Source organism: Kordia antarctica, from assembly GCF_009901525.1.
Lineage (GTDB): Bacteria > Bacteroidota > Bacteroidia > Flavobacteriales > Flavobacteriaceae > Kordia > Kordia antarctica.
Map to the genome: position 1 here is coordinate 192973 of NZ_CP019288.1, position 20044 is coordinate 213016.

The following is a 20044-nucleotide window of genomic DNA, read 5'->3' on the forward strand; positions in this document are numbered from 1 at the left end:
GAAAAGTGAAAAATTTTACTAATAACATCAAGAAAAGCAAAAAACAAATACACAGAAAAACAAATAAACGAATAAACAAAAAACGAAGCGCTACCAAAATACCAAAAGCGAAGCGTGACCAACAATCTAAGAGCGACAGCGATACTAAGAGATTCCCGCCTACGCGGGAACGAGTCTAAACTACTTCTCCAAAATCTCCACTTCAAAAAGCTTATCCCAATACTTTCCAGTTACAAAATACGTATTCGTTTTAGCGTTAAAAGCAATTCCGTTAAACACATCAATTTGTGAATGATTCGTCACTTTCTCTTTCAATCCTCTAAAATCAACAATACCTTCTAGCGCACCATTTTTAGGATTAATAATCATCATACTTGGATTTTGATAGCTATTCGCAAAAATCTTTCCATCAATAAATTCCAATTCGTTAGCCTTGATATATGTTTGTTTATGATCACAAATTTGAATCGCGTATTGTTCTTTTAAGGTCGAAGGATCCAAAATCCAAATCTTTTCTGTTCCGTCACTTTTAAACAACTTTTCGCCGTCGTTACACAATCCCCAACCTTGTTTACTATTTTGATACGTAAAAGTGCTCAAACGTTCCAAATTATCAGGATTATACACAAAACCAGTATTTGATTCCCAAGTAAGCATGTATAACTTATCATTCAAAATGGTAATTCCTTCGCCAAAATACTTGCGATCTAAATCAACTTTCTGATATATTTTTCCAGTCTTATAATCTACTTTTCGTAATGATGATTGTCCACGCCTTCCCGTACTTTCAAATAAAGTATCTCTAAAAAACTCCAAACCTTGTGTGTATGCTTTTATATCGTGCGGAAACGTATTTACAATCTTATACGTGTAAATTTTAGGTTTTATGTTTGATAAAATTGTCAATTGATCGCTGACAACTTTAGTTTTTCCATCATCATATGTAATCGTAGCTTTCAAAACTTGCTTTCCTAATAAGGTATTTTTAGGAATTGTAGTTTCTAACATTAACAGATTTTTGCTCAAATTGATCAACTTTTCATCGTTAATAGTATAATCAACATTCGTGATAACTAGCTTTTCTTTGTTCAAAATCTCCGCTTTTAGCGTTGTATTAAGCGGGAATTTCTCCGTTTTTCCATCAATCTTTAACGAAAAAGGAGGTAATGTTGATTTTTTTTCATCGCCACAGGCAAAAACCATCAAACTTAAAAATGTGATTATGAATATATTATGTAATTTCATTGGGAAACTTTATTTCTGGCAAGTTAATTCATAAAAATCAGTTTAAAAAATGGTTGCGTAAATGTAAAAACATTTTATCTTTGCAGCGGCAAGTCCTACACAACTAGCTCCTGTTGAATCCTCCAGGGCGGGAACGCAGCAAAGGTAGATGGTTGAGCAGTGTGATGTAGGTAGCTTGCCATTTTTTATTCTCCAAAGTCAAAACTTACTTTCTCCTTTTTTTTAAGCATATTTGTAAAAAAATAACCAAAAACATACTATATGTCTAAAGTTGTATTAATTACTGGTGGCTCATCAGGAATTGGAAAATCTATTGGAATTTTATTAGTTGAACAAGGCTATACTGTATACGGAACTAGCAGAAATCCTGATAAATTCAACGATTTTACAGCTTTTAAACTCATCGCACTTGATGTCCGAAATACGGAAAGTATTCAAAAAGCATTCGCTTCAATTATAGCAGCAGAAGGTCGTTTGGATGTTTTGATAAATAATGCAGGCGTCGGAATTACAGGACCGATTGAAGAAACGCCCGATGAAGAAATCCACAAAGCTTTTCAAACCAATTTATACGGACCAATAGCTGTTATGAAAGCGGTTTTGCCACAAATGCGCGCACAAAAAAGCGGTCATATTATCAATGTAACTTCCATTGCAGGTTATATGGGTTTGCCGTATCGCGGAATTTACTCAGCTAGCAAAGGCGCTTTAGAGTTAGTCACAGAAGCAATGCGCATGGAAGTTAAGATGTTTGGCATTGAAATTGCAAATGTTGCACCAGGTGATTTTGCAACGAATATTGCCGCAGGACGTTATCATACGCCAGTTTTTGATGATTCTCCGTACAAAGAAGTTTACGAAAATATGTTGGAAGAAATGAATTCACATGTTGATAGTGGTTCAGATCCTAAAGAAATGGCAGATGCAGTTTTGAAAATTATTCAAACCAAAAAACCAAAAATTCATTACAAAGTTGGCGCGTTTATGCAAAAATTTTCTATTGTATTAAAACGAATTTTGCCAGATAAAATGTATGAGAAAATGTTAATGAATCATTATAAGTTGTAAATTCAGTTAATTTTAAAAATCAATCAAGAATGAAAAAACAAATCAAATACATTTCGGCTTCTTTAGTACTATTATTTCTATGTAATTTCTCTGTAAATGCACAAAAAATTGAAGCACCAAAAGGATACGATACACAAATAGGAAATGTGGTTTCTATGCTTGAAGACTTAAAAAGTCGTGTCACGAGAAGTGTTTCCAGATTATCACAAGAAGAAACAGATTTTTTATTAGATGAAAATGCCAACAGAATTGGCGCTATGATTTATCATTTAGCGGCAACAGAAAAATATTATCAACTCTATACATTTGAAAATAGAGGATTTAATAAAGATGAAAAAGCATGGGAAACTGCGTTGGGTTTAGGAGATAATGGGCGAGAAGCTTTTATAAACAAGCCAATCAGTTATTATTTAGATATTTGGAATGAAGTCAGAAATGAAACCTTACGACTCTTAAAAACGAAAGATGATGCTTGGTTTACTTCTGATGTGAAAGGTAGTAGTATGAATAATCATTGGGCTTGGTATCATGTAATGGAACATCAAGCAAATCATATGGGACAAATTCGGTTGATTATTAAGAGAATTGACAATTAGTAGCATTCAAATTATGACAAACAACTCAAATACTTTTCTTCTAGAATCTAAACTAAAACGTTTAAAAATTTCGTTTGCCAAAGTAAATGGGAAGATTACTATTGGAAAACCAAAAGTTGATTATACACAACTTTTTGGATTAATTATTCTTCCTATATTCTTAGGATTAGCGGCTTCTATATTTCTCATTACTTCAGCACCTGAATTCAGAGAATCATATAGTGGGAAAATTTTTGGCGGAATAGTTCTCTTTTTTTCAATTGGTGTGATAAATATATTGCGAATATTAGCTAAAATGAAAGCGAATAAAGAGCTTAAAATTTTAGAGTACAAAACAATCATTATAAAAACAAAAGAAGTTTCAAAACGTTTTGACGCTAATAATACCAAAGATTTTGAGTATACGATCAAAAAGGTTGATAAAGAAACTTACGAAGGAAAGCTGTTTCTTATAGATACTACAAGTCAAAAACACCTAATTTTAGGCTTTGACGATGAAAATGAACAATACGTTACCGATGATTTGTCATGGTTTTCCGATTACTTTAAAAAACACTTACAGCAAAATTAATAACATAAAATAACATGCGAATACTAACTTTAATTTTTCTATTTTTTGGATTCAACTTTTCTTCAGCACAAACAGAAGCTAATGGAATTATCGGAACGTGGCAATTAACGATCACAAAAGGGAATGAAGGGAAAACACTGAATTATGAATTAAAAAATAATAAACCAGATCCGCTCATTGATCAAGATACAATACTCACCTTTGAAGATGCTGAAACTATTCTTATTGGAATGGAAGGATTTGTGTTGAATGCTACGTATACGCTAAAAGATACGCTATTAACCATTGGAAATCGTGAATTTATAATTCAGAAAATCACGAAAGACGAATTGGTTTTCAAAGAGACAAATGACGATTCAGGCATGGAACATACGTACGTACGAATATAATAACGATGAGCAACGAACAAGTAAATAATCCGTTACACGGTGTAAAATTGGCTGAAATTGTAGAGAAATTAGTCGATTATTATGGTTTTGAAGAATTATCGGAACGCATTAATATCAACTGTTTTAAAAGTAATCCGTCGGTAAAATCGAGTTTAAAGTTTTTGCGACGAACACCTTGGGCGCGCGAAAAAGTTGAAGTTTTATATCTTCGAGTTATTAAAAAAGACTCATGAATACCAATATTATTGAATCAAAACCTTGGTGGAAACGAAACTGGAAATCGTCTCTAGGATTGGTAATTATCATGTTAATCTTATTGTCGTATGTGTTTTCGTCAAACTTTGGAGCAATCGTTTCTGATTACACAAAAGCATATGCAGATCCTACTTTATTTGAACTTCCGTTAGAAAAAGTACGCGCCAACAAACGTGTGCAAGAAACACTTGGAACTATTGAACCGATTGATAATATGACAATCCTAAACGGAGAAGTTCAGTATTCAAATGATAACAAAATGGTAACTTCTACTATTAAAATTACAGGCGAACACGGAAAAGCAATGTTGGATATTTTTGCAACATTCGAAAATAATAGTTGGTTATACAAAAAGATTATTGTTAGAATCAAAAATCCGCCAGAAAAAAAAGAAACGATTCAAATTTTAGAAACTGCAATTGTTGATGAATAAAGCATCATTGAAATGCGTTGCATTGAATTAAGTCAGAAATGCGTTGCATTAAGCGAAGTCAGAAATGCGTTGCATTGAGCGAAGTCAGAAATGCGTTGCATTGAGCGAAGTCGAAATGTTAATAACTCACCAACTATTCTAAAGTGCAAGTTTCTTATCGCATCTTATAATAGTGTAATTTTGCACTACATTGCGTTAAGGATTGATGCGGCATCCTTTTTTTGAAATTTTGATACGTCATTACGAGGAGGAACGACGAAGTAATCTGTTTGTTGAATGAACAGATTGCCACGAATTTTCTAAAAATTCTCGCAAAGACGTTTTGTTTCAAAAAAAGATACAGCGGAAAGCCTGTTAAAACGCCCAAAACAGCAAACACAACTTTTATATATTAAACTAAAGAACACATGAAATTTTTTATTGACACAGCTAACTTAGATCAAATTCGCGAAGCGCAAGCATTAGGAATTTTGGATGGTGTAACGACAAATCCTTCGCTTATGGCGAAAGAAGGAATTACAGGAAAAGAAAATATTATCAATCATTACAAAGCAATTTGCGAGATTGTTGATGGAGATGTTTCTGCTGAGGTAATTGCGACTGATTTTGACGGAATGGTCAGAGAAGGCGAAGAATTAGCGGCGTTACACACACAAATTGTAGTGAAACTTCCAATGATTGCAGATGGAATTAAAGCGTGTAAATATTTCTCTGATAAAGGCGTTAAAACAAATGTAACTTTAGTGTTTTCGGCAGGTCAGGCATTATTAGCTGCAAAAGCTGGTGCAACGTATGTATCACCATTTATTGGACGTTTGGACGATATTTCTACAGACGGTTTGAACTTGGTTGCGGAAATTAGAATGATTTATGATAACTACGGATATGAAACGCAAATTTTGGCAGCTTCTGTACGTCACACAATGCATATTATTGATTGTGCAAAAATTGGCGCAGATGTAATGACAGGTCCATTATCGTCAATTACTGGTTTGTTAAAACATCCATTAACGGACATCGGATTGGCTAAATTTTTAGCAGATTACAAGAAAGGAAACTAAACTAATTCTAGCGTCACTTCGAGTTAAATTCTGAAAGAATTTTGTATCGAGAAGTGCTTGGAAATATGTATTTATTTCACAAAAAAAGCGTCTTTGAAATTTCAAAGACGCTTTTTTTTATTGTAGCCCGTTGTTCATTTTGAATTCAAAAGTAGGCGTAATGGACAAAATGGTTGGTCTTTTTACTGCTATTTTTATACGTCTATTTTCAATCGTAAAATTCACTCGAATTGACGAATTTTATCAAAATGTACAACGGATTATTATAGTATAGTAAAATGTCACATCGAGCAGAGTAGAGATGCTACTTTAATTGCTCTTTCAAGTCATTATTAAAAATACTAGCAAATGCATTTACAAAATGTCCGCTTTGATCTATGATAATTAATTTGTTAATATCAATCAACGCAAAATCTTTCAACAGACTTTCTTTATCGCCAACTCGGTATTGTTTACTTTCTTTAAAATCAAGTTCTTCTACGGCTTTTTTCCAATATTTATGATCGGTATCTAAGCTAATTCCGACAATATTTAAGTTTGGATAGCTTTCTGCCAACGCTTTAATTTTCATCGTAATCGATTGCTTGTGTCTTAATTGTTTAGACGTCCAAAAGTATAAAATAGTTTTCCCTCGATCAGAACTTAATCTATTCATCAGAATTCTATTATGAGTTTCGTCGTACACATAAATAGTATTAGAAAACTTATTTCCAGTTTGTAAATTTTTGATTCCAGTATGAAGGTTTGAAATTTCTTCTTTAGATTCTTCGTCAGTTGCTACATTTTGGTACAGTTTGAAGAATTCGTTATTCTTAGCAGTATCTAACGTATTATCACTATAATAGGAATACGCTGTGTAGCGAAGCAATTCGTTGCGTAAATATGGATACGTTACCAAACTATCAATCAATGCTAATTTATTCTTATTATAGGTCAAAGAAGTATTGACCTTACGATCCTTTTTCCATGATTTTTTCATACATTCACTATAAGATGCGTTGTTAATAAATCGCATTATATAGCGTGTATAAGGTGTATAATAACTCATAGTAGAATCATTCATATTGACACCTTTCTTATACTCAGAAAATGAGTCTTTAATCGTTAAGGTAGAATCTTTGAGTCTTCGCTTATTGAACATATTTTGATATGTTTCACGATATTCATAATCATAATACTGGATTACTTTATCTGTAAAATCTTTAAAATCACTAGAAACAGTTGGGTTACCAATCAAGAATTTCTTCTGTTTGTTCAACTTTATATGTTGTAAGGAGTCTATTTTTTGTAAAAAATCATCACTATTCAATTGAGAATATTGATAAACAGGTCGTTCATGTTTTTCATTCAACAAGAATAACTCAATATAAAAGGTGTTTTTTTCGGCACCTTTTCCGGTAAAAGATAAAGATTCATCAAATGCATATGTATTCAAACGTAACAACAAACTGTCACCTTTTTCGATATTAATATACTGATGTTCGCGATTGTGAGAGAACTTATATAATCCGTTTTGGTGATTTTTTAATTTCGCCAAAAAACGATTCTTTTCATCTAGTTTTAAGGAGTCTACGAGTTTTCCTTTGTAATAAAGCATCACAAATTCGTCCGTTGGATTTATAATTTCTCCACCAAAATATGCTACATCTTCTGCATTTTTTTTAGTGGTATCATTACAACCAAAACAAATCAATATAAGTAATAATGGGGTAATATATTTCATAGTAATTTGGTCAACCTTTTCAAGTTTTAACAAAACTAACTATCACAAATGCAATACGCTGTTAACAGGCTGTTAAAAATATGTGGTAAAACGTTAAGACTAACTAATACCAATTATCACTTAAAATGAACCTAATAATTTGTTTCTATTGCGTCCATATTTCGACTCCGCTCAACACAGGTACTTCACTATAAAATAAAACCGTAACGATGCTATGCTTTAATTTTCAATTTTATCTGGACGCACTATAATTCAAATTATTTTAGGCTCATTTCAAATAACAATTGGTATAAGATAATATTCGATGTAAATCTTAGTATTATTCAATGTAATTCTTACTTTTGCGCAATATATAAAGATTAAAAAAGTAAAAGAATGTTATCAGTATCTAACTTATCCGTACAATTTGGTAAACGTATATTATTTGACGATGTAAATACGTCATTCAATCAAGGAAATTGTTATGGTGTTATCGGAGCTAACGGCGCTGGTAAATCTACGTTTCTAAAAATTATTTCAGGAAAAATGGACCCAACTTCGGGACATGTCCATTTGGAACCTGGCAAACGAATGTCTGTATTAGAGCAAGATCACTATGCTTATGACGATCATACAGTACTTGAAACGGTCATTAAAGGAAACAAACCTTTATTTGCTATCAAAAAGCAAATGGATGATATCTATGCGAAAGAAGATTTCTCTGATAAAGATGGAGAACGCGTAGGAGAGTTGCAAGTGGAATTTGAAGAAATGAATGGCTGGAATGCCGATTCGGATGCAGCAGCATTGCTTTCTAACTTAGGAATCCCAGAATCCAATCATTACACATTAATGGGTGAACTTGATGGAAAACAAAAAGTACGTGTATTATTAGCACAAGCACTTTTTGGAAATCCTGATGTATTAATCATGGATGAGCCAACAAACGACTTGGATTTTGAAACTATTTCTTGGTTGGAAAACTTCTTGGCAAATTATGACAATTGTGTCATTGTGGTTTCGCATGATAGACACTTTTTAGATTCTGTATGTACACACATTTCAGATATCGATTTCTCTAAAATAAACCACTACAGTGGAAACTATACATTCTGGTATGAAAGTAGTCAACTAGCTGCCAGACAACGTGCACAACAAAATAAAAAATCAGAAGATAAAGCAAAAGAATTGCAAGAATTTATCCTTCGGTTTAGCGCAAACGTAGCAAAATCAAAGCAAGCAACGTCGCGTAAAAAAATGTTGGAACGTTTAAAAATTGAAGACATCAGACCTTCAAGTCGTCGTTATCCTGCCATTATTTTTGACCGAGAACGCGAAGCTGGAGATCAAATATTACATGTAGAAGGATTATCAGCTAAAGCCGATGGCGAAATATTATTCCAAGATGTAAACATTAACCTTGCAAAAGGAGACAAAGTGGCTATTATTTCTAAAAATTCTCGTGCTACGACTGCTTTTTATGAAATAATTAATGGAAATGTAAAGGCTAACGCCGGAACGTATAATTGGGGAGTTACTACTTCGCAAGCATATTTGCCAGTTGATAACGCACCATTCTTTGACAATGATATGACTTTGGTAGATTGGTTACGTCAATGGTCAAAAACAGAAGAAGAACGCGAAGAAGTATTCGTTCGTGGATTCTTAGGAAAAATGATTTTTAGTGGAGAAGAAGCGTTAAAAACGGCAAGAGTACTTTCGGGAGGAGAAAAAGTTCGTTGTATGTTATCACGAATGATGATGATTAGAGCAAACGTATTAATGCTTGATGAACCTACAAACCACTTAGACTTAGAAAGTATTACAGCGTTTAACAACTCGTTAAAAAACTTCAAAGGAACAGTGTTGTTCACAACACACGATCATGAGTTTGCACAAACAGTTGCCAACAGAATCATTGAATTAACTCCAACAGGCGTTATTGACAGATACTCAACGTTTGAAGATTATATGGAAGACGATAAAATAAAAGAACAACGTGATAAAATGTATAGTGTAGAAGCATAATCACGAAAGTTTACATATAAAAAAGTCCCTTGAAATATATAAATTCAAGGGACTTTTTTGTTTAGACTTTTTAAAATTTTACGATTAAGGAAGTCTACAAATTCCATTATAACATGCATATGGAAAATCGCACGGTCTTCTGTGATTACAATAGCGCAATTTACCACCAATGATGTTTCGTTGCCCTTTTTTATTTATAAAAGAAAATCCGTCAAGATTTGAAATTTTATCTAACATACTTTATAATTTTAATCGAAAGACTAAATATACGAAAAAATATATTAAGATGAATTACGGTTTTACCGTATAGTTTTTAGACTCGCTTCGCTCTTGGATTTTTAGACTCGCTTTCGCTTTTGGAAACGGCTTTGCCTTTAGTATCGCTTCACTTCGGATTCGCTCAGTTCAGGTGCTTTTGGTATTTTAGTATGTGAATTACTTGCACATTTGATAAACTTATAAACCTTTCAACTTTTAAACTAAAATTTTGTTGTTGGATTGTTGGGCTCGCTTCGCTTTTGGATTGTTAGACTTTCTTAGATCGTTGAGTTTTTAGATATATCAGACTTCCGTCAAGCAAAATTTGATTCAGTTTCGCATAATCAAGATTAATAGGCGAGATACTGACTAAATTTTACAATAGTTTTGCAATTATGGAATTCTTTTACAAATACCACCATAACACGCATATGGAAGATCACACGGTCTGCGATGACTACAATAGCGTTGCGAACCACCTAAAATTGTTTGTTGTTGTTTCTTTTCAAGAGCAATAAACCCTTCTAAATTTAAAATTTTGTGTAACATGATAAAAGTTTTTTTGGTTATACCTAAACTTAAAAAAACTAATTGTCAGTTAATTACGGTTTTGCCATATTTTTTTTTAGGCTTACTAATATTTTTTAGCTTAGTACATTATTAAAGCAAAAAAATCCCCGCTAGCGCAAGTTTCACAACTTGTGCCGACAAACAAGCTAAAATGTCTAAGAAAGTCTGAAAATCCAAGCAAGTCTAAGTTGGTCTAAAAAGGTTACTGAGCGAAGTCAAAGTATTATCGCAACTCAGCACCAAGTTGTTTCTCAAAACTCTGTTGAAGTTTATTCATAATCTTATCAATCTGTTTGTCAGTCAATGTTTTATGTTCATCTTGAAGCGTAAAACTTACCGCATAACTTTTCTTGCCTTTTGGCAGATTATCTCCTTGATACACATCAAACAGACTTACTTCTTTCAGCAAATTTCGTTCGCTTTGTTTGGCAATAGTGTCAATTTCGGCAAACGTTGTTGCTTCATCAATTAATAGCGCAAAATCTCTACGAACTTTCGGAAATTTAGGAATTTCTTTAAACTTAATCTTTCTATTTTTAGCAACTTCAATTACGTTATCCCAATTGAAATCTGCATAAATTACTTCTTGTTTTATATCGAATGATTTCAAAACCTTTCGTTTCACAATACCGAATTCTACCAACTTCGTTTTACCTAAACTTAGCATCAATCCTTCCGTAAACAAGTCATTCTTAATAGGCGATACTTTTAATGAATTCAATCCTAAGCGTTCTAAAATTGCCGTAACAATTCCTTTCGCATAGAAAAAATCACTAGAAACTGCATTGTTTGGTCGCCACGTTTCTGCGGTTGTATTTCCTGTAATTAATACTGATAAATGTTTGTCTTCTTCCCGATTTTCTTCGCTATACGCGTGATATGTTTTCCCAAATTCAAAAAACTTCAAATCGCTTTGTCTTCTGTTGATATTATGTGAAATTGCTTCCAATCCAGAAAATAATAATGATTGACGCATTACTGATAAATCATTACTCAACGGATTCAACATCGTTACATTATGTTCCGCTTTCAATTGTTCTGAAAGTTCTACATACGAAGCAGTTGTCAATGAATTCGTCATAATTTCATAAAAACCTTGTGAAACCAATTGCGCACCAACAACATCTTGTAATTTATAATCTTCGTAACGAGACGTATCAGAAATAGAAGTATGCCATTTTTCATCAAACTTGATGTTGTTATACCCATACACACGTAAAATTTCTTCAATTACGTCTGCTTCCCGTTGTACATCAACTCTATATGCGGGAATTGTTAATCCTAATCCGCCATCAGTTACCGAATTAATTTTTATCTCTAAAGAAGATAAAATATTCTTAATGGTTTCTTTTGGCAATTCTTCTCCAATCAATTTTGCAACATTTTCGAAAGAAACACGTACTTGAAAATCTTCTATTTTTACTGGATAACTGTCGGTAAGATCACTTGTAATTTCTCCGCCAGCCAATTCTTGAATTAATAATGCGGCTCTTTTCAGCGCATATTCAGTAATATTTGGATCAATTCCACGCTCAAAACGGAACGAAGCATCAGTATTCAATCCGTGGCGTTTGGCTGTTTTACGAACCGAAATAGGATTAAAATACGCACTTTCTAGGAAAATATTAGTGGTTTCTTCGGTCACGCCAGATTTTAAACCGCCAAAAACACCTGCAATACACAATGGTTTTTCAGCATCGCAAATCATTAAATCATCTTCATGCAATTCGCGTTCAACTTCATCTAACGTGATAAATTTTGTGCCAGCTTCTAACGTTTTTACAACGATTTTGTTTCCAGAAATATAATTCGCGTCAAACGCGTGTAATGGTTGCCCTAATTCGTGCAATACATAATTTGTAACATCAACAACATTATTTTTTGGTGTCAAACCAATCGCTTTCAAACGATGTTGCAACCATTCTGGCGAAGTTTTCACTTGTATTCCAGAAATTGTAACACCACAATAACGTGGCGCTAAGGTTTTATCTTCAACTTCAACGTCCATTTTTAAAGTTCTGTTATCAACTCTAAAACTACTCGTAGAAGGTGTAATGAATTCTAATTTAATATCTTGTTGAGACAATCCAGCTTTCAAATCTCTCGCAACACCATGATGACTCATTGCATCAGCTCTATTGGGCGTTAATCCAATTTCAAAAACCGTATCATTTTCAATCGAAAAGACTTCGCTAGCAAGCGTTCCAGGAACAAGTTCATCGTCTAAAACTAGAATTCCGTCATGACTTTCGCCTAAGCCAAGTTCGTCTTCGGCGCAAATCATTCCAAGAGATTCTTCTCCACGAATTTTACCTTTTTTTATTTTAAATCCGTTGCCTTCTGCGTCATACAAAGTCGTTCCAACAGTTGCCACAGGTACTTTTTGTCCTGCTGCTACATTTGGTGCGCCACAAACTATTTGTACAGGTTCGCCGGAACCTAAATCTACAGTTGTAATTTTTAGGCGATCTGCATTCGGATGTTGCACACATGTCAATACGTGTCCTACAACAATTCCTTCCAATCCACCTTTCACAGATTCATATTTCTCAATACCTTCAACTTCTAAGCCTAAATCGGTTAGTAGTTCTCCAGTTTTCTCAGCATTCCAGTCGAGTTGAATAAATTGCTTTACCCAATTGTATGATATTTTCATTCTTGTCAGTATTCAATAATCGACAAAGATAAGATAATGCGGTAAGTTGACAAATAACAACGCATCAAAGATGGATTAAATTAGATTCTAGATTTTAGAACGCTTTGCTGATGGAATATAGTTGGTTTTGCGTGTGTTTTATTTATTGAACTAATCATTGAAAGGCTAATTATGATTAAATTATGATATTGAAATAAAAGATAAATTAAGGTGCTTAAGTCTAACATCTAAAAGCGAAGCGTTCTAGCATCTAACAGCCAAGCGGTCTAATGTCTATAGAATTAACTCTTTAACCTTATTCGCATAACTTCGACTTACTTTCAATTTTTGATCGTTTTTTAGCACAAGAATATAGCTTTTTCCATATTTCGAAACTTCTTTGATAGACGGAAGATTCACAATAATACTGCGATGAATGCGCATAAATTGTTCAGGATTTAGTTTTTCTTCCAATTGTGAAATCCCACGATTACTCAAATAACCTTCTTTAGCGTCATAAATTTTTGAATAACTTCCGTACGCTTCTATATAACTAATATCTGCAGTGGCTAGCGTGACATATTTTGTGCCTTTTTCTACAATAATCCGATCAGGAAATGTTGGTTTGGAGAGAATATGCTCATTTGCCAACGGCGCAATTTGACTTGGAGAATTGTCTTTGAGTTTGCTAATTGCTTTGTCAAAACGTTCTTTTGTATACGGTTTTAGTAAATAATCGACTGCGTGGACTTCAAACGCTTTTAAGGCATATTTATCATACGCAGTGCTAAAAATAATCGTTGGTATTTCATTTAAGTGTTCCAACACATCAAAGCCTGTTAATCCTGGCATTTGAATGTCCATAAATACCAAATCTGGCTTAAATTCATTGATTATTTTTATAGCATCAACTCCATTATTTGCTTCCCCAACTAAGATTAATTCCTTATGATATTCCAAATATTCTTTGATGAGCGTTCTTCCAGATTTTTCATCGTCTACAATAACTACTTTCTTCATAATTCAAAATATACTTTTAGTCCAGTTGGTACATTATCAGAAAACGTCAACGTAGAGTTATACATTTTTTGTAATCTTTTTTGAGTATTGCCTAAACCAACACCAAGTTCAAAAATATGTTCTTTGTTTGCAATGCCAACTCCAGTATCGTTGATTTCAAAAATTAAGGTATCCTCCTTTTCTTTGATGATAATATCGATTATTCCGCCTTCTACCAAAGGAGAAATTCCATGTTTTACGGAGTTCTCCACTAATGGCTGTAAAATCATTGGTGGAATTTTACGCGTCAGTAAATCATCCGACACATCGATATTAATTTTAAGCCGATCTTCAAAACGTCTTTGTTCAAGTTTTAAATATTTCTTTACAAAATCGAGTTCTTCTTCTAACGTTACAAAATCTTCACGGCTAGCTTTTAATTGATATCGAAAAAGGTCTGAAAGTTCAGCAATCATTTCCCGTGTTTCTTCCATTTCTTTAGGAACACTTGCATTGATCGTATTAAATACATTATACAAAAAATGTGGATTTAGTTGCGCTTTGATGGCGCTAAGTTCACTTTTGAGTGCAGCATTTGTCAATTCTACCTCATTTTGTATTTTCCGTTGATTAATTATATAATATTCATATGCATGAATGAGTGAAAATTGTATCAAATAGATTAATGTCGGAATGTAAATATCCCAAACTTGCCCCGGACCGTTCATATGCCAATATCCGATAGATTCACAAATAAGGTAGAATACTTTCCATGAACAAAATATAAAAAAAGGCAATCCAAGAAAATGTAATAAAAGGCGTTGCCATAATTTCCAATGTCTAAAAATTTTGAAAATAACTATCCAAACAACCGAAGTTGCCACGAACATTATTACATATTGTAATCCTTCGTTGTTAAACCAACTTTCTATATTTAGAAGATCTGAATAGAGTCTATAATCTGAAGTTCTATTAAACCACAACGTGACATGATAGCCGATAGATAGTACAATATATGTGCTTATTAAGGCAACGATCTCAAAAATTTTTACACCAAAAATACGTCTGTTCATCTATTTGTCTTTTTCAAAAACCCACCACATTTCTTTCGTCTTTGGACGGTAACTTATCTTAAATAATCCATCAGCAGTTTTTACAAGATACTTTCCTTTAATGTCAAGTACATTTCCATCTTGCCAAGCTGTTGCTTTTCCATCACGATAATAAAAAACAACGCCGTTTGAAAACTCAAGACTCGCATTATAACCTGTTTTTTCGTCGTAGCTAAAATACCTTTCTTTCGTTATATAAACTTTATGATTTTTCTTTTTATTAGATTTTTCATTTTTAATACTACGCGCATAATCGCCATCTGTAGGACGACTAAAGTGATCTTTTGGCGGAGTTTTATCTTTTTTTGGAGAAGATTTTTTATAACTTCTATTCGTCTTTCCTAATACTAATTTACCACTTTTAAGTTCGTGCACATCTGGCTCGTCATTCCAGGAGACAAACACAAATAATGTAATAGGTTGTACGATGTTATAAATTTTTAATTGTTCTAAATCGTCGGGACTTAAAACCGTATTTCCTTGTACATCTTGCGCTATGAAACTAGTTCCTGGCGGATAGCTAATCGTTTCTTGATTATTTAAAATGATCTTTAAATAGCTATATTCATTGGTTTCAGCAACGCATGTACACAAAATAAAAAACAATAGAATACTAGATACATATGTTTTCTTCATGATGATTTCTTTTATAGTTTCATTCAAAACTACAATCATTTGATACAATTTAAAACGAACTTCTGACGAGTCGCCCTATACATGCACGAATGGTCCAAGGGCAACTCATCAATTTATAGTACCGTTGGTGAGTTTTAGGTTGCATACTATTGCAAAACTGTCCATTTTTGTTAAAAATTAAACTCTTATGAAAATAAAGTATACTTTTTTGGCTTTCATGCTATTTCTGTCTTTTACGAATGCTGTTCAAAGTCAAACACAAGAAAAAATATCAATACAAGGAAACATCGTTTCAGAAACGAAAGAATCGTTACCTTTTGTAAATATATTATTGAATTCTCCAGAAGGAACGCTCATTAAAGCCACAATTACGGATATTGATGGGAATTTTATGATTAAAGATTTACAGCCTAAAAAATATCTTTTAAAGATTTCTTTTGTTGGATATGAAACATTGACAAAAGAAATAACCCTGACAAGCGGAAGAAACGAATTAGGCGCAATTCAACTCAAAATTTCTTCAGAATCTTTAGAAGCTGTAACGATTATTGCCGAAAGACCTATTATTCAGGTTGAACCTGATAAAACAATTTTTAATGTAGCAAATACAATCAGTAGTGCTGGAAATAATGGACTCGAAATATTACGAAAAGCACCTGGCGTGCGATTGGATAATAATAATAATGTTATTGTTGAAGGAAAATCAGGTGTGTTAATTTACATTGATGGTCGTCAAAATTATTTACAAGGCGATGATTTGACTGCATTTTTACAATCGTTACAGGCAGATACGATTGACAGTATAGAAATCATTACGCAACCTTCCTCCAAATATGATGCGGCTGGAAATGCAGGAATCATTAATATAAAACTCATTAGAGAAAAAGGATTGGGTACGCGCGGAAGCATTTCTAGCACGTTAACAATAGGCGATTTTGCTCGAACAAACAATTCGGTATCAGTAAATAGCCGATTTAAAAAGTGGAATGTTTTCGGTACATATTCTAATTATTTAGGTCGATCCACAGGATTTATAGACTTATATAGAACGCAAGGAAACAAAATATTTGATGCGCAAAATGACTCAGAATTTGATGGTTTTTCAAATAATTTTAGAACTGGCGCAGATTATTATCTTTCAAAGAAAAGTACATTAGGAACGGTAATTACGCTCAACTTGCGAGATTCTGAATCTCGTTCAAACAATAGAACACCAATTATAGATAGGAATACAGGAATTACGGACAGTATTTTGCGTTCTCCGAATAGCTCAAATAACAATAGCACAAATTTAAATGCAAACCTTAATTATCGTTATCAAGATACACTTGGTACAAGTTTTAATGCCGATTTAGATTACGGTCGTTACAGTCGTGAACGATTCAACAACCAACCAAATTTTTATACAACACCAAACGGAGAAGTGCTAAATGCGATTATTACGAATCAAGAAACACCAATCGACATTAATATTTATGCGGCTAAAGTTGATTACGGACAAAAAATTGGAAGCGGCACTTTTGAAACAGGTTTTAAGGTTTCTCAAGTAATTACAGATAATATTTTTAACTTTTTTGATGTCATCAACGGAAACAACATTCTCAATACAGCACGAAGCAATCAATTCAAATATGACGAAAAAATCTACGCAGTATATTCAAAATACAATTTCGGATTCAACAATTGGAAATTTCAAGCAGGATTGCGTGTGGAAAGAACAAATTCTCAAGGAAATCTAACTGCAGAAGACACAAGCAAAAACCAAGTAGTTTCCAGAAAATATACAGATTTTTTTCCATCTGCGGGCGTTTCTTATCAAGCAGGCGCAAACAATTCTTTGGGACTAGGTTACAGCCGACGAATTCAACGACCAGACTATCAGATTTTAAATCCGTTCGAATATCAATTAGATGAACTCAGTTTCAGTCGCGGAAATCCTTTTTTACAACCACAATACACGGATAATTTCAAACTTTCTCACACATATAAATACACATTAACCACAAGTATAAGTTATTCGTACGTGTCCGATTTTTTTGCACAAGTTACTGAAGCTGTTGGAGATAATAGGAACTTTTTGAGTACGCGTAATGTTGCAGATCAAGAAGTGTATAATTTGAGTATTTCCTATCCTTTTAAAGTATCCGATTGGTGGCGTGTATACGCAAATGTATATGGTTCTTATAACAAATATACTGCGACAAATGCTGCGTTTATTTCAACTGCTCAGGAAACTTTTGGTTTCTATGCTCAAAACACATTTACATTGCCAAAAGACATAAAACTTGAAGTCAGCGGTTGGTATAGCAGTCCTTCAATTTGGGGCGGAACGTATGAAACCAAAAGTTTGGGTTCGCTCAATTTGGCTGTGCAAAAATCGTGGAAAAACTGGACAGGAAAAATAGCTATCAATGACGTATTGTATACAAGTCCGTGGCAAGGTACAACGCAATTTGGTAATTTACGCATCGATGGTCGTGGCGGAAGTGATAGCCGAAACGTAAATTTTTACATTCGCTATTCGTTTGGGAACAGTGAAGTCAAAGAAGCTAAAAAACGTGATGGAAGTTTAGAAGATGAAAAGGGAAGAATTGGTGGGTGAAACATTTTTAGTAGTGTATTAAATTTTGTCCTTACTAGAATCAAGATTCTAGACCGCTTACTTCTACTTCGCTCAGTACAAGTCGCTGTTGGATTTTAGATATTTTCTTAAATAAAACTATGTAAAGGAATATTTGAAATGATATAGTATACTGATTTAGGATTTTTCTTTTCTTAAAATTTTCTCCATTTTTCTTCCTTTTGCGAGTTCGTCAACCAATTTATCCAAATACCGAACGTTTCGTGTGAGTTCATTATCAATTTCCTCAATTCTATAACCGCAAATCACACCTTTAATAAGATGCGCGTTTGAATGTAAAGTTGCTTCTTCAAAAAACGTTTCAAAAGTTATAGTACTTTCAATGAGTTCTTTTATTTTAGAATCGTTAAATCCTGTGAGCCAATTAATTACTTCGTGTAATTCCGCAATAGTTCTTCCTTTCTTTTCAACTTTAGTAACATAATGCGGATACACAGAGGCAAACTTCATAGTTGCAATTCGATTGATATGTGCTTCAGTAACTTTCATGTTTGCGAGTTTTTATGTTTAAAATTAACCGAAATCTATCTCAAAACAAAATCATCTCGCTTTTTATTGTAATTTGTGAATAATTGTGCGAACTAACGTTCAACTACAACATCATAAAACCAATTACATGCAAAAAATATATATCCTATTTCTAGGAATCTTGTTGGTTTCCTGCGGAAAAAAAGAAACTAAAACTGCAACATTTTCACTAAAAGATGGATCTTGGCACGTTGCATTAACGGTTCAGGATGAAAAAGAATTGCCGTTTATTTTCACAACAACTGCCAAAGGAATTGAAATTCACAACGCAGAAGAACGAATTTCGGTAGACGATATTACGATCAAAGAAGATTCAATCACGATTAAAATGGATGTGTATGAAGGTGTTTTAAAAGGAAAGTTTACAGATTCAAACACAATTAAAGGAGAATTTGTAAAAGTTTCTTTAGACAGAACTGTTCCGTTTACGGCTACTTTTGGCGAAACAAATCGCTTTCCAAAATTAAAAACTGATGCAAAAGCGAACATCGCAGGAAACTGGGAAACTGTTTTTAGTCCAAATTCAGAAGATGATTGTTATGTTGCGAAAGGAATCTTCAAGCAAAATGGAAACATAGTTATAGGAACATTCCGAACTACGACAGGCGATTATCGGTATTTGGAAGGAACTTTAAATGGAGATCAATTGCAACTTTCAGTATTTGACGGCGCGCATGCGTTTCTATTCACAGCAACAGTTACAGATGATTCAATGAATGGAGAATTTCAATCGGGAAATCATTGGAAAGAACCATTTATGGCAAAACGTAACGAAACGTATGAATTGCCTGACGCTAAAAGCTTAACGTATATTAAAGAAGGTTATGACGAATTCAACTTTTCGTTTCCAGACGCAAATAATAACATGATTTCGCTTTCAGATGTAACTCTTCAAGGAAAAGTGCGAATTGTTCAAATTATGGGAACTTGGTGTCCAAATTGTTTAGATGAATCAAAATACTATTCAAATTACGCAAAAAATAATCCAGATATAAAATTTATAGCACTTGCGTTTGAATATACAAAAACGAAGGAAAAAGCAGTTGCTAATATGGAACGTTTACAAAAACGACTCAACATTCCGTATCCAATCTTATTGGCACAATTTGGAACATCTGATAAGAAAAAAGCACAAGAAAAATTACCAATGTTAAATCATGTATTATCGTATCCGACCACAATTTTTATAGATAAACAAGGAAAAGTCCGACGTATTCATACAGGTTTTAATGGACCTGCAACTGGCGATAAATATGTTGCGTTTAAAAAAGACTTTGAAAATTTCGTTTCGGAGCTTCAAAACGAGTAAAAGCTACG

19 protein-coding genes and 1 other RNA gene are annotated in these 20044 nt (G+C 33.3%); 11 read left to right on the plus strand and 9 right to left on the minus strand.

The features are described 5' to 3' along the window. Window positions 1–180: 180 nt before the first annotated feature. Window positions 181–1245, minus strand: coding sequence for a glutaminyl-peptide cyclotransferase (locus IMCC3317_RS00900; RefSeq protein ID WP_160127629.1), 1065 nt, complete (start codon window positions 1243–1245; stop codon window positions 181–183). 86 nt (window positions 1246–1331) lie between these two features. On the opposite strand from IMCC3317_RS00900, the gene ffs reads away from it, so the two are divergent. The 8 genes from ffs (at window position 1332) to fsa (ending at window position 5618) form a co-directional block, all read left to right on the plus strand. Continuing rightward, an RNA gene (gene ffs, locus IMCC3317_RS00905) (signal recognition particle sRNA small type) lies at window positions 1332–1429 on the plus strand. Between the two features lie 77 nt (window positions 1430–1506). Continuing rightward, window positions 1507–2313, plus strand: coding sequence for an SDR family oxidoreductase (locus IMCC3317_RS00910; RefSeq protein WP_160127630.1), 807 nt, complete (start codon window positions 1507–1509; stop codon window positions 2311–2313). Window positions 2314–2342: 29 nt separating this feature from the next. Further along, entirely contained in the window at window positions 2343–2909 is a 567-nt protein-coding gene (locus IMCC3317_RS00915) for a DinB family protein (RefSeq protein WP_160127631.1), read from the plus strand. Between the two features lie 13 nt (window positions 2910–2922). Beyond that, window positions 2923–3480 (plus strand): hypothetical protein, encoded by a 558-nt coding sequence (locus tag IMCC3317_RS00920; protein WP_160127632.1) that lies wholly within the window; start codon window positions 2923–2925, stop codon window positions 3478–3480. A gap of 14 nt (window positions 3481–3494) precedes the next feature. Further along, window positions 3495–3869 (plus strand): hypothetical protein, encoded by a 375-nt coding sequence (locus IMCC3317_RS00925; RefSeq protein ID WP_160127633.1) that lies wholly within the window; start codon window positions 3495–3497, stop codon window positions 3867–3869. Window positions 3870–3874: 5 nt separating this feature from the next. Next, entirely contained in the window at window positions 3875–4102 is a 228-nt protein-coding gene (locus IMCC3317_RS00930; protein WP_160127634.1) for a VF530 family protein, read from the plus strand. Next, complete coding sequence (locus IMCC3317_RS00935; RefSeq protein ID WP_160127635.1) at window positions 4099–4557, plus strand: cytochrome c oxidase assembly factor Coa1 family protein; 459 nt, start codon at window positions 4099–4101, stop codon at window positions 4555–4557. The genes IMCC3317_RS00930 and IMCC3317_RS00935 overlap by 4 nt, the downstream gene beginning before the upstream one ends. 407 nt (window positions 4558–4964) lie before the next feature. Further along, window positions 4965–5618 carry a fructose-6-phosphate aldolase gene (gene fsa, locus IMCC3317_RS00940; RefSeq protein WP_160127636.1) on the plus strand — a complete coding sequence of 218 codons (654 nt, stop codon included), beginning with the start codon at window positions 4965–4967 and terminating at the stop codon, window positions 5616–5618. 304 nt (window positions 5619–5922) lie between these two features. Here the strand turns inward: fsa and IMCC3317_RS00945 are convergent, their stop codons facing one another. After that, on the minus strand, window positions 5923–7341 hold the full coding sequence (locus IMCC3317_RS00945; protein WP_160127637.1) for a TlpA family protein disulfide reductase: 1419 nt from the start codon (window positions 7339–7341) through the stop codon (window positions 5923–5925). A 375-nt stretch (window positions 7342–7716) separates the two neighbouring features. Here IMCC3317_RS00945 and IMCC3317_RS00950 point away from each other — a divergent pair, with 375 nt between their 5' ends. Then, entirely contained in the window at window positions 7717–9348 is a 1632-nt protein-coding gene (locus tag IMCC3317_RS00950) for an ABC-F family ATP-binding cassette domain-containing protein (RefSeq protein WP_160127638.1), read from the plus strand. Between the two features lie 84 nt (window positions 9349–9432). Here the strand turns inward: IMCC3317_RS00950 and IMCC3317_RS00955 are convergent, their stop codons facing one another. The 6 genes from IMCC3317_RS00955 to IMCC3317_RS00980 form a co-directional block, all read right to left on the minus strand. After that, window positions 9433–9585 carry a hypothetical protein gene (locus IMCC3317_RS00955; RefSeq protein WP_160127639.1) on the minus strand — a complete coding sequence of 51 codons (153 nt, stop codon included), beginning with the start codon at window positions 9583–9585 and terminating at the stop codon, window positions 9433–9435. Window positions 9586–9999: 414 nt separating this feature from the next. Continuing rightward, window positions 10000–10155 (minus strand): hypothetical protein, encoded by a 156-nt coding sequence (locus IMCC3317_RS00960; protein WP_160127640.1) that lies wholly within the window; start codon window positions 10153–10155, stop codon window positions 10000–10002. 244 nt (window positions 10156–10399) lie between these two features. Next, window positions 10400–12832 (minus strand): phenylalanine--tRNA ligase subunit beta, encoded by a 2433-nt coding sequence (gene pheT, locus IMCC3317_RS00965; RefSeq protein WP_160127641.1) that lies wholly within the window; start codon window positions 12830–12832, stop codon window positions 10400–10402. A gap of 273 nt (window positions 12833–13105) precedes the next feature. Next, entirely contained in the window at window positions 13106–13831 is a 726-nt protein-coding gene (locus IMCC3317_RS00970; RefSeq protein WP_160127642.1) for a LytR/AlgR family response regulator transcription factor, read from the minus strand. Further along, entirely contained in the window at window positions 13828–14883 is a 1056-nt protein-coding gene (locus tag IMCC3317_RS00975; RefSeq protein WP_160127643.1) for a sensor histidine kinase, read from the minus strand. The genes IMCC3317_RS00970 and IMCC3317_RS00975 overlap by 4 nt, the downstream gene beginning before the upstream one ends. Then, the gene (locus IMCC3317_RS00980; protein WP_160127644.1) at window positions 14884–15597 is read right to left on the minus strand and encodes a hypothetical protein; all 714 of its coding nucleotides are present in this window, start codon (window positions 15595–15597) and stop codon (window positions 14884–14886) included. Window positions 15598–15745: 148 nt separating this feature from the next. Between IMCC3317_RS00980 and IMCC3317_RS00985 the strand changes: the two genes are divergently transcribed. After that, complete coding sequence (locus tag IMCC3317_RS00985) at window positions 15746–18160, plus strand: outer membrane beta-barrel family protein (RefSeq protein ID WP_160127645.1); 2415 nt, start codon at window positions 15746–15748, stop codon at window positions 18158–18160. Between the two features lie 156 nt (window positions 18161–18316). Here IMCC3317_RS00985 and IMCC3317_RS00990 read toward each other — a convergent pair whose 3' ends face one another. Next, the gene (locus IMCC3317_RS00990; protein ID WP_160127646.1) at window positions 18317–18688 is read right to left on the minus strand and encodes a DUF2200 domain-containing protein; all 372 of its coding nucleotides are present in this window, start codon (window positions 18686–18688) and stop codon (window positions 18317–18319) included. Window positions 18689–18815: 127 nt separating this feature from the next. On the opposite strand from IMCC3317_RS00990, the gene IMCC3317_RS00995 reads away from it, so the two are divergent. Then, a complete protein-coding gene (locus IMCC3317_RS00995; RefSeq protein ID WP_160127647.1) occupies window positions 18816–20036 on the plus strand; it encodes a TlpA family protein disulfide reductase in 1221 nt (406 codons plus the stop codon). Window positions 20037–20044 lie beyond the last annotated feature (8 nt).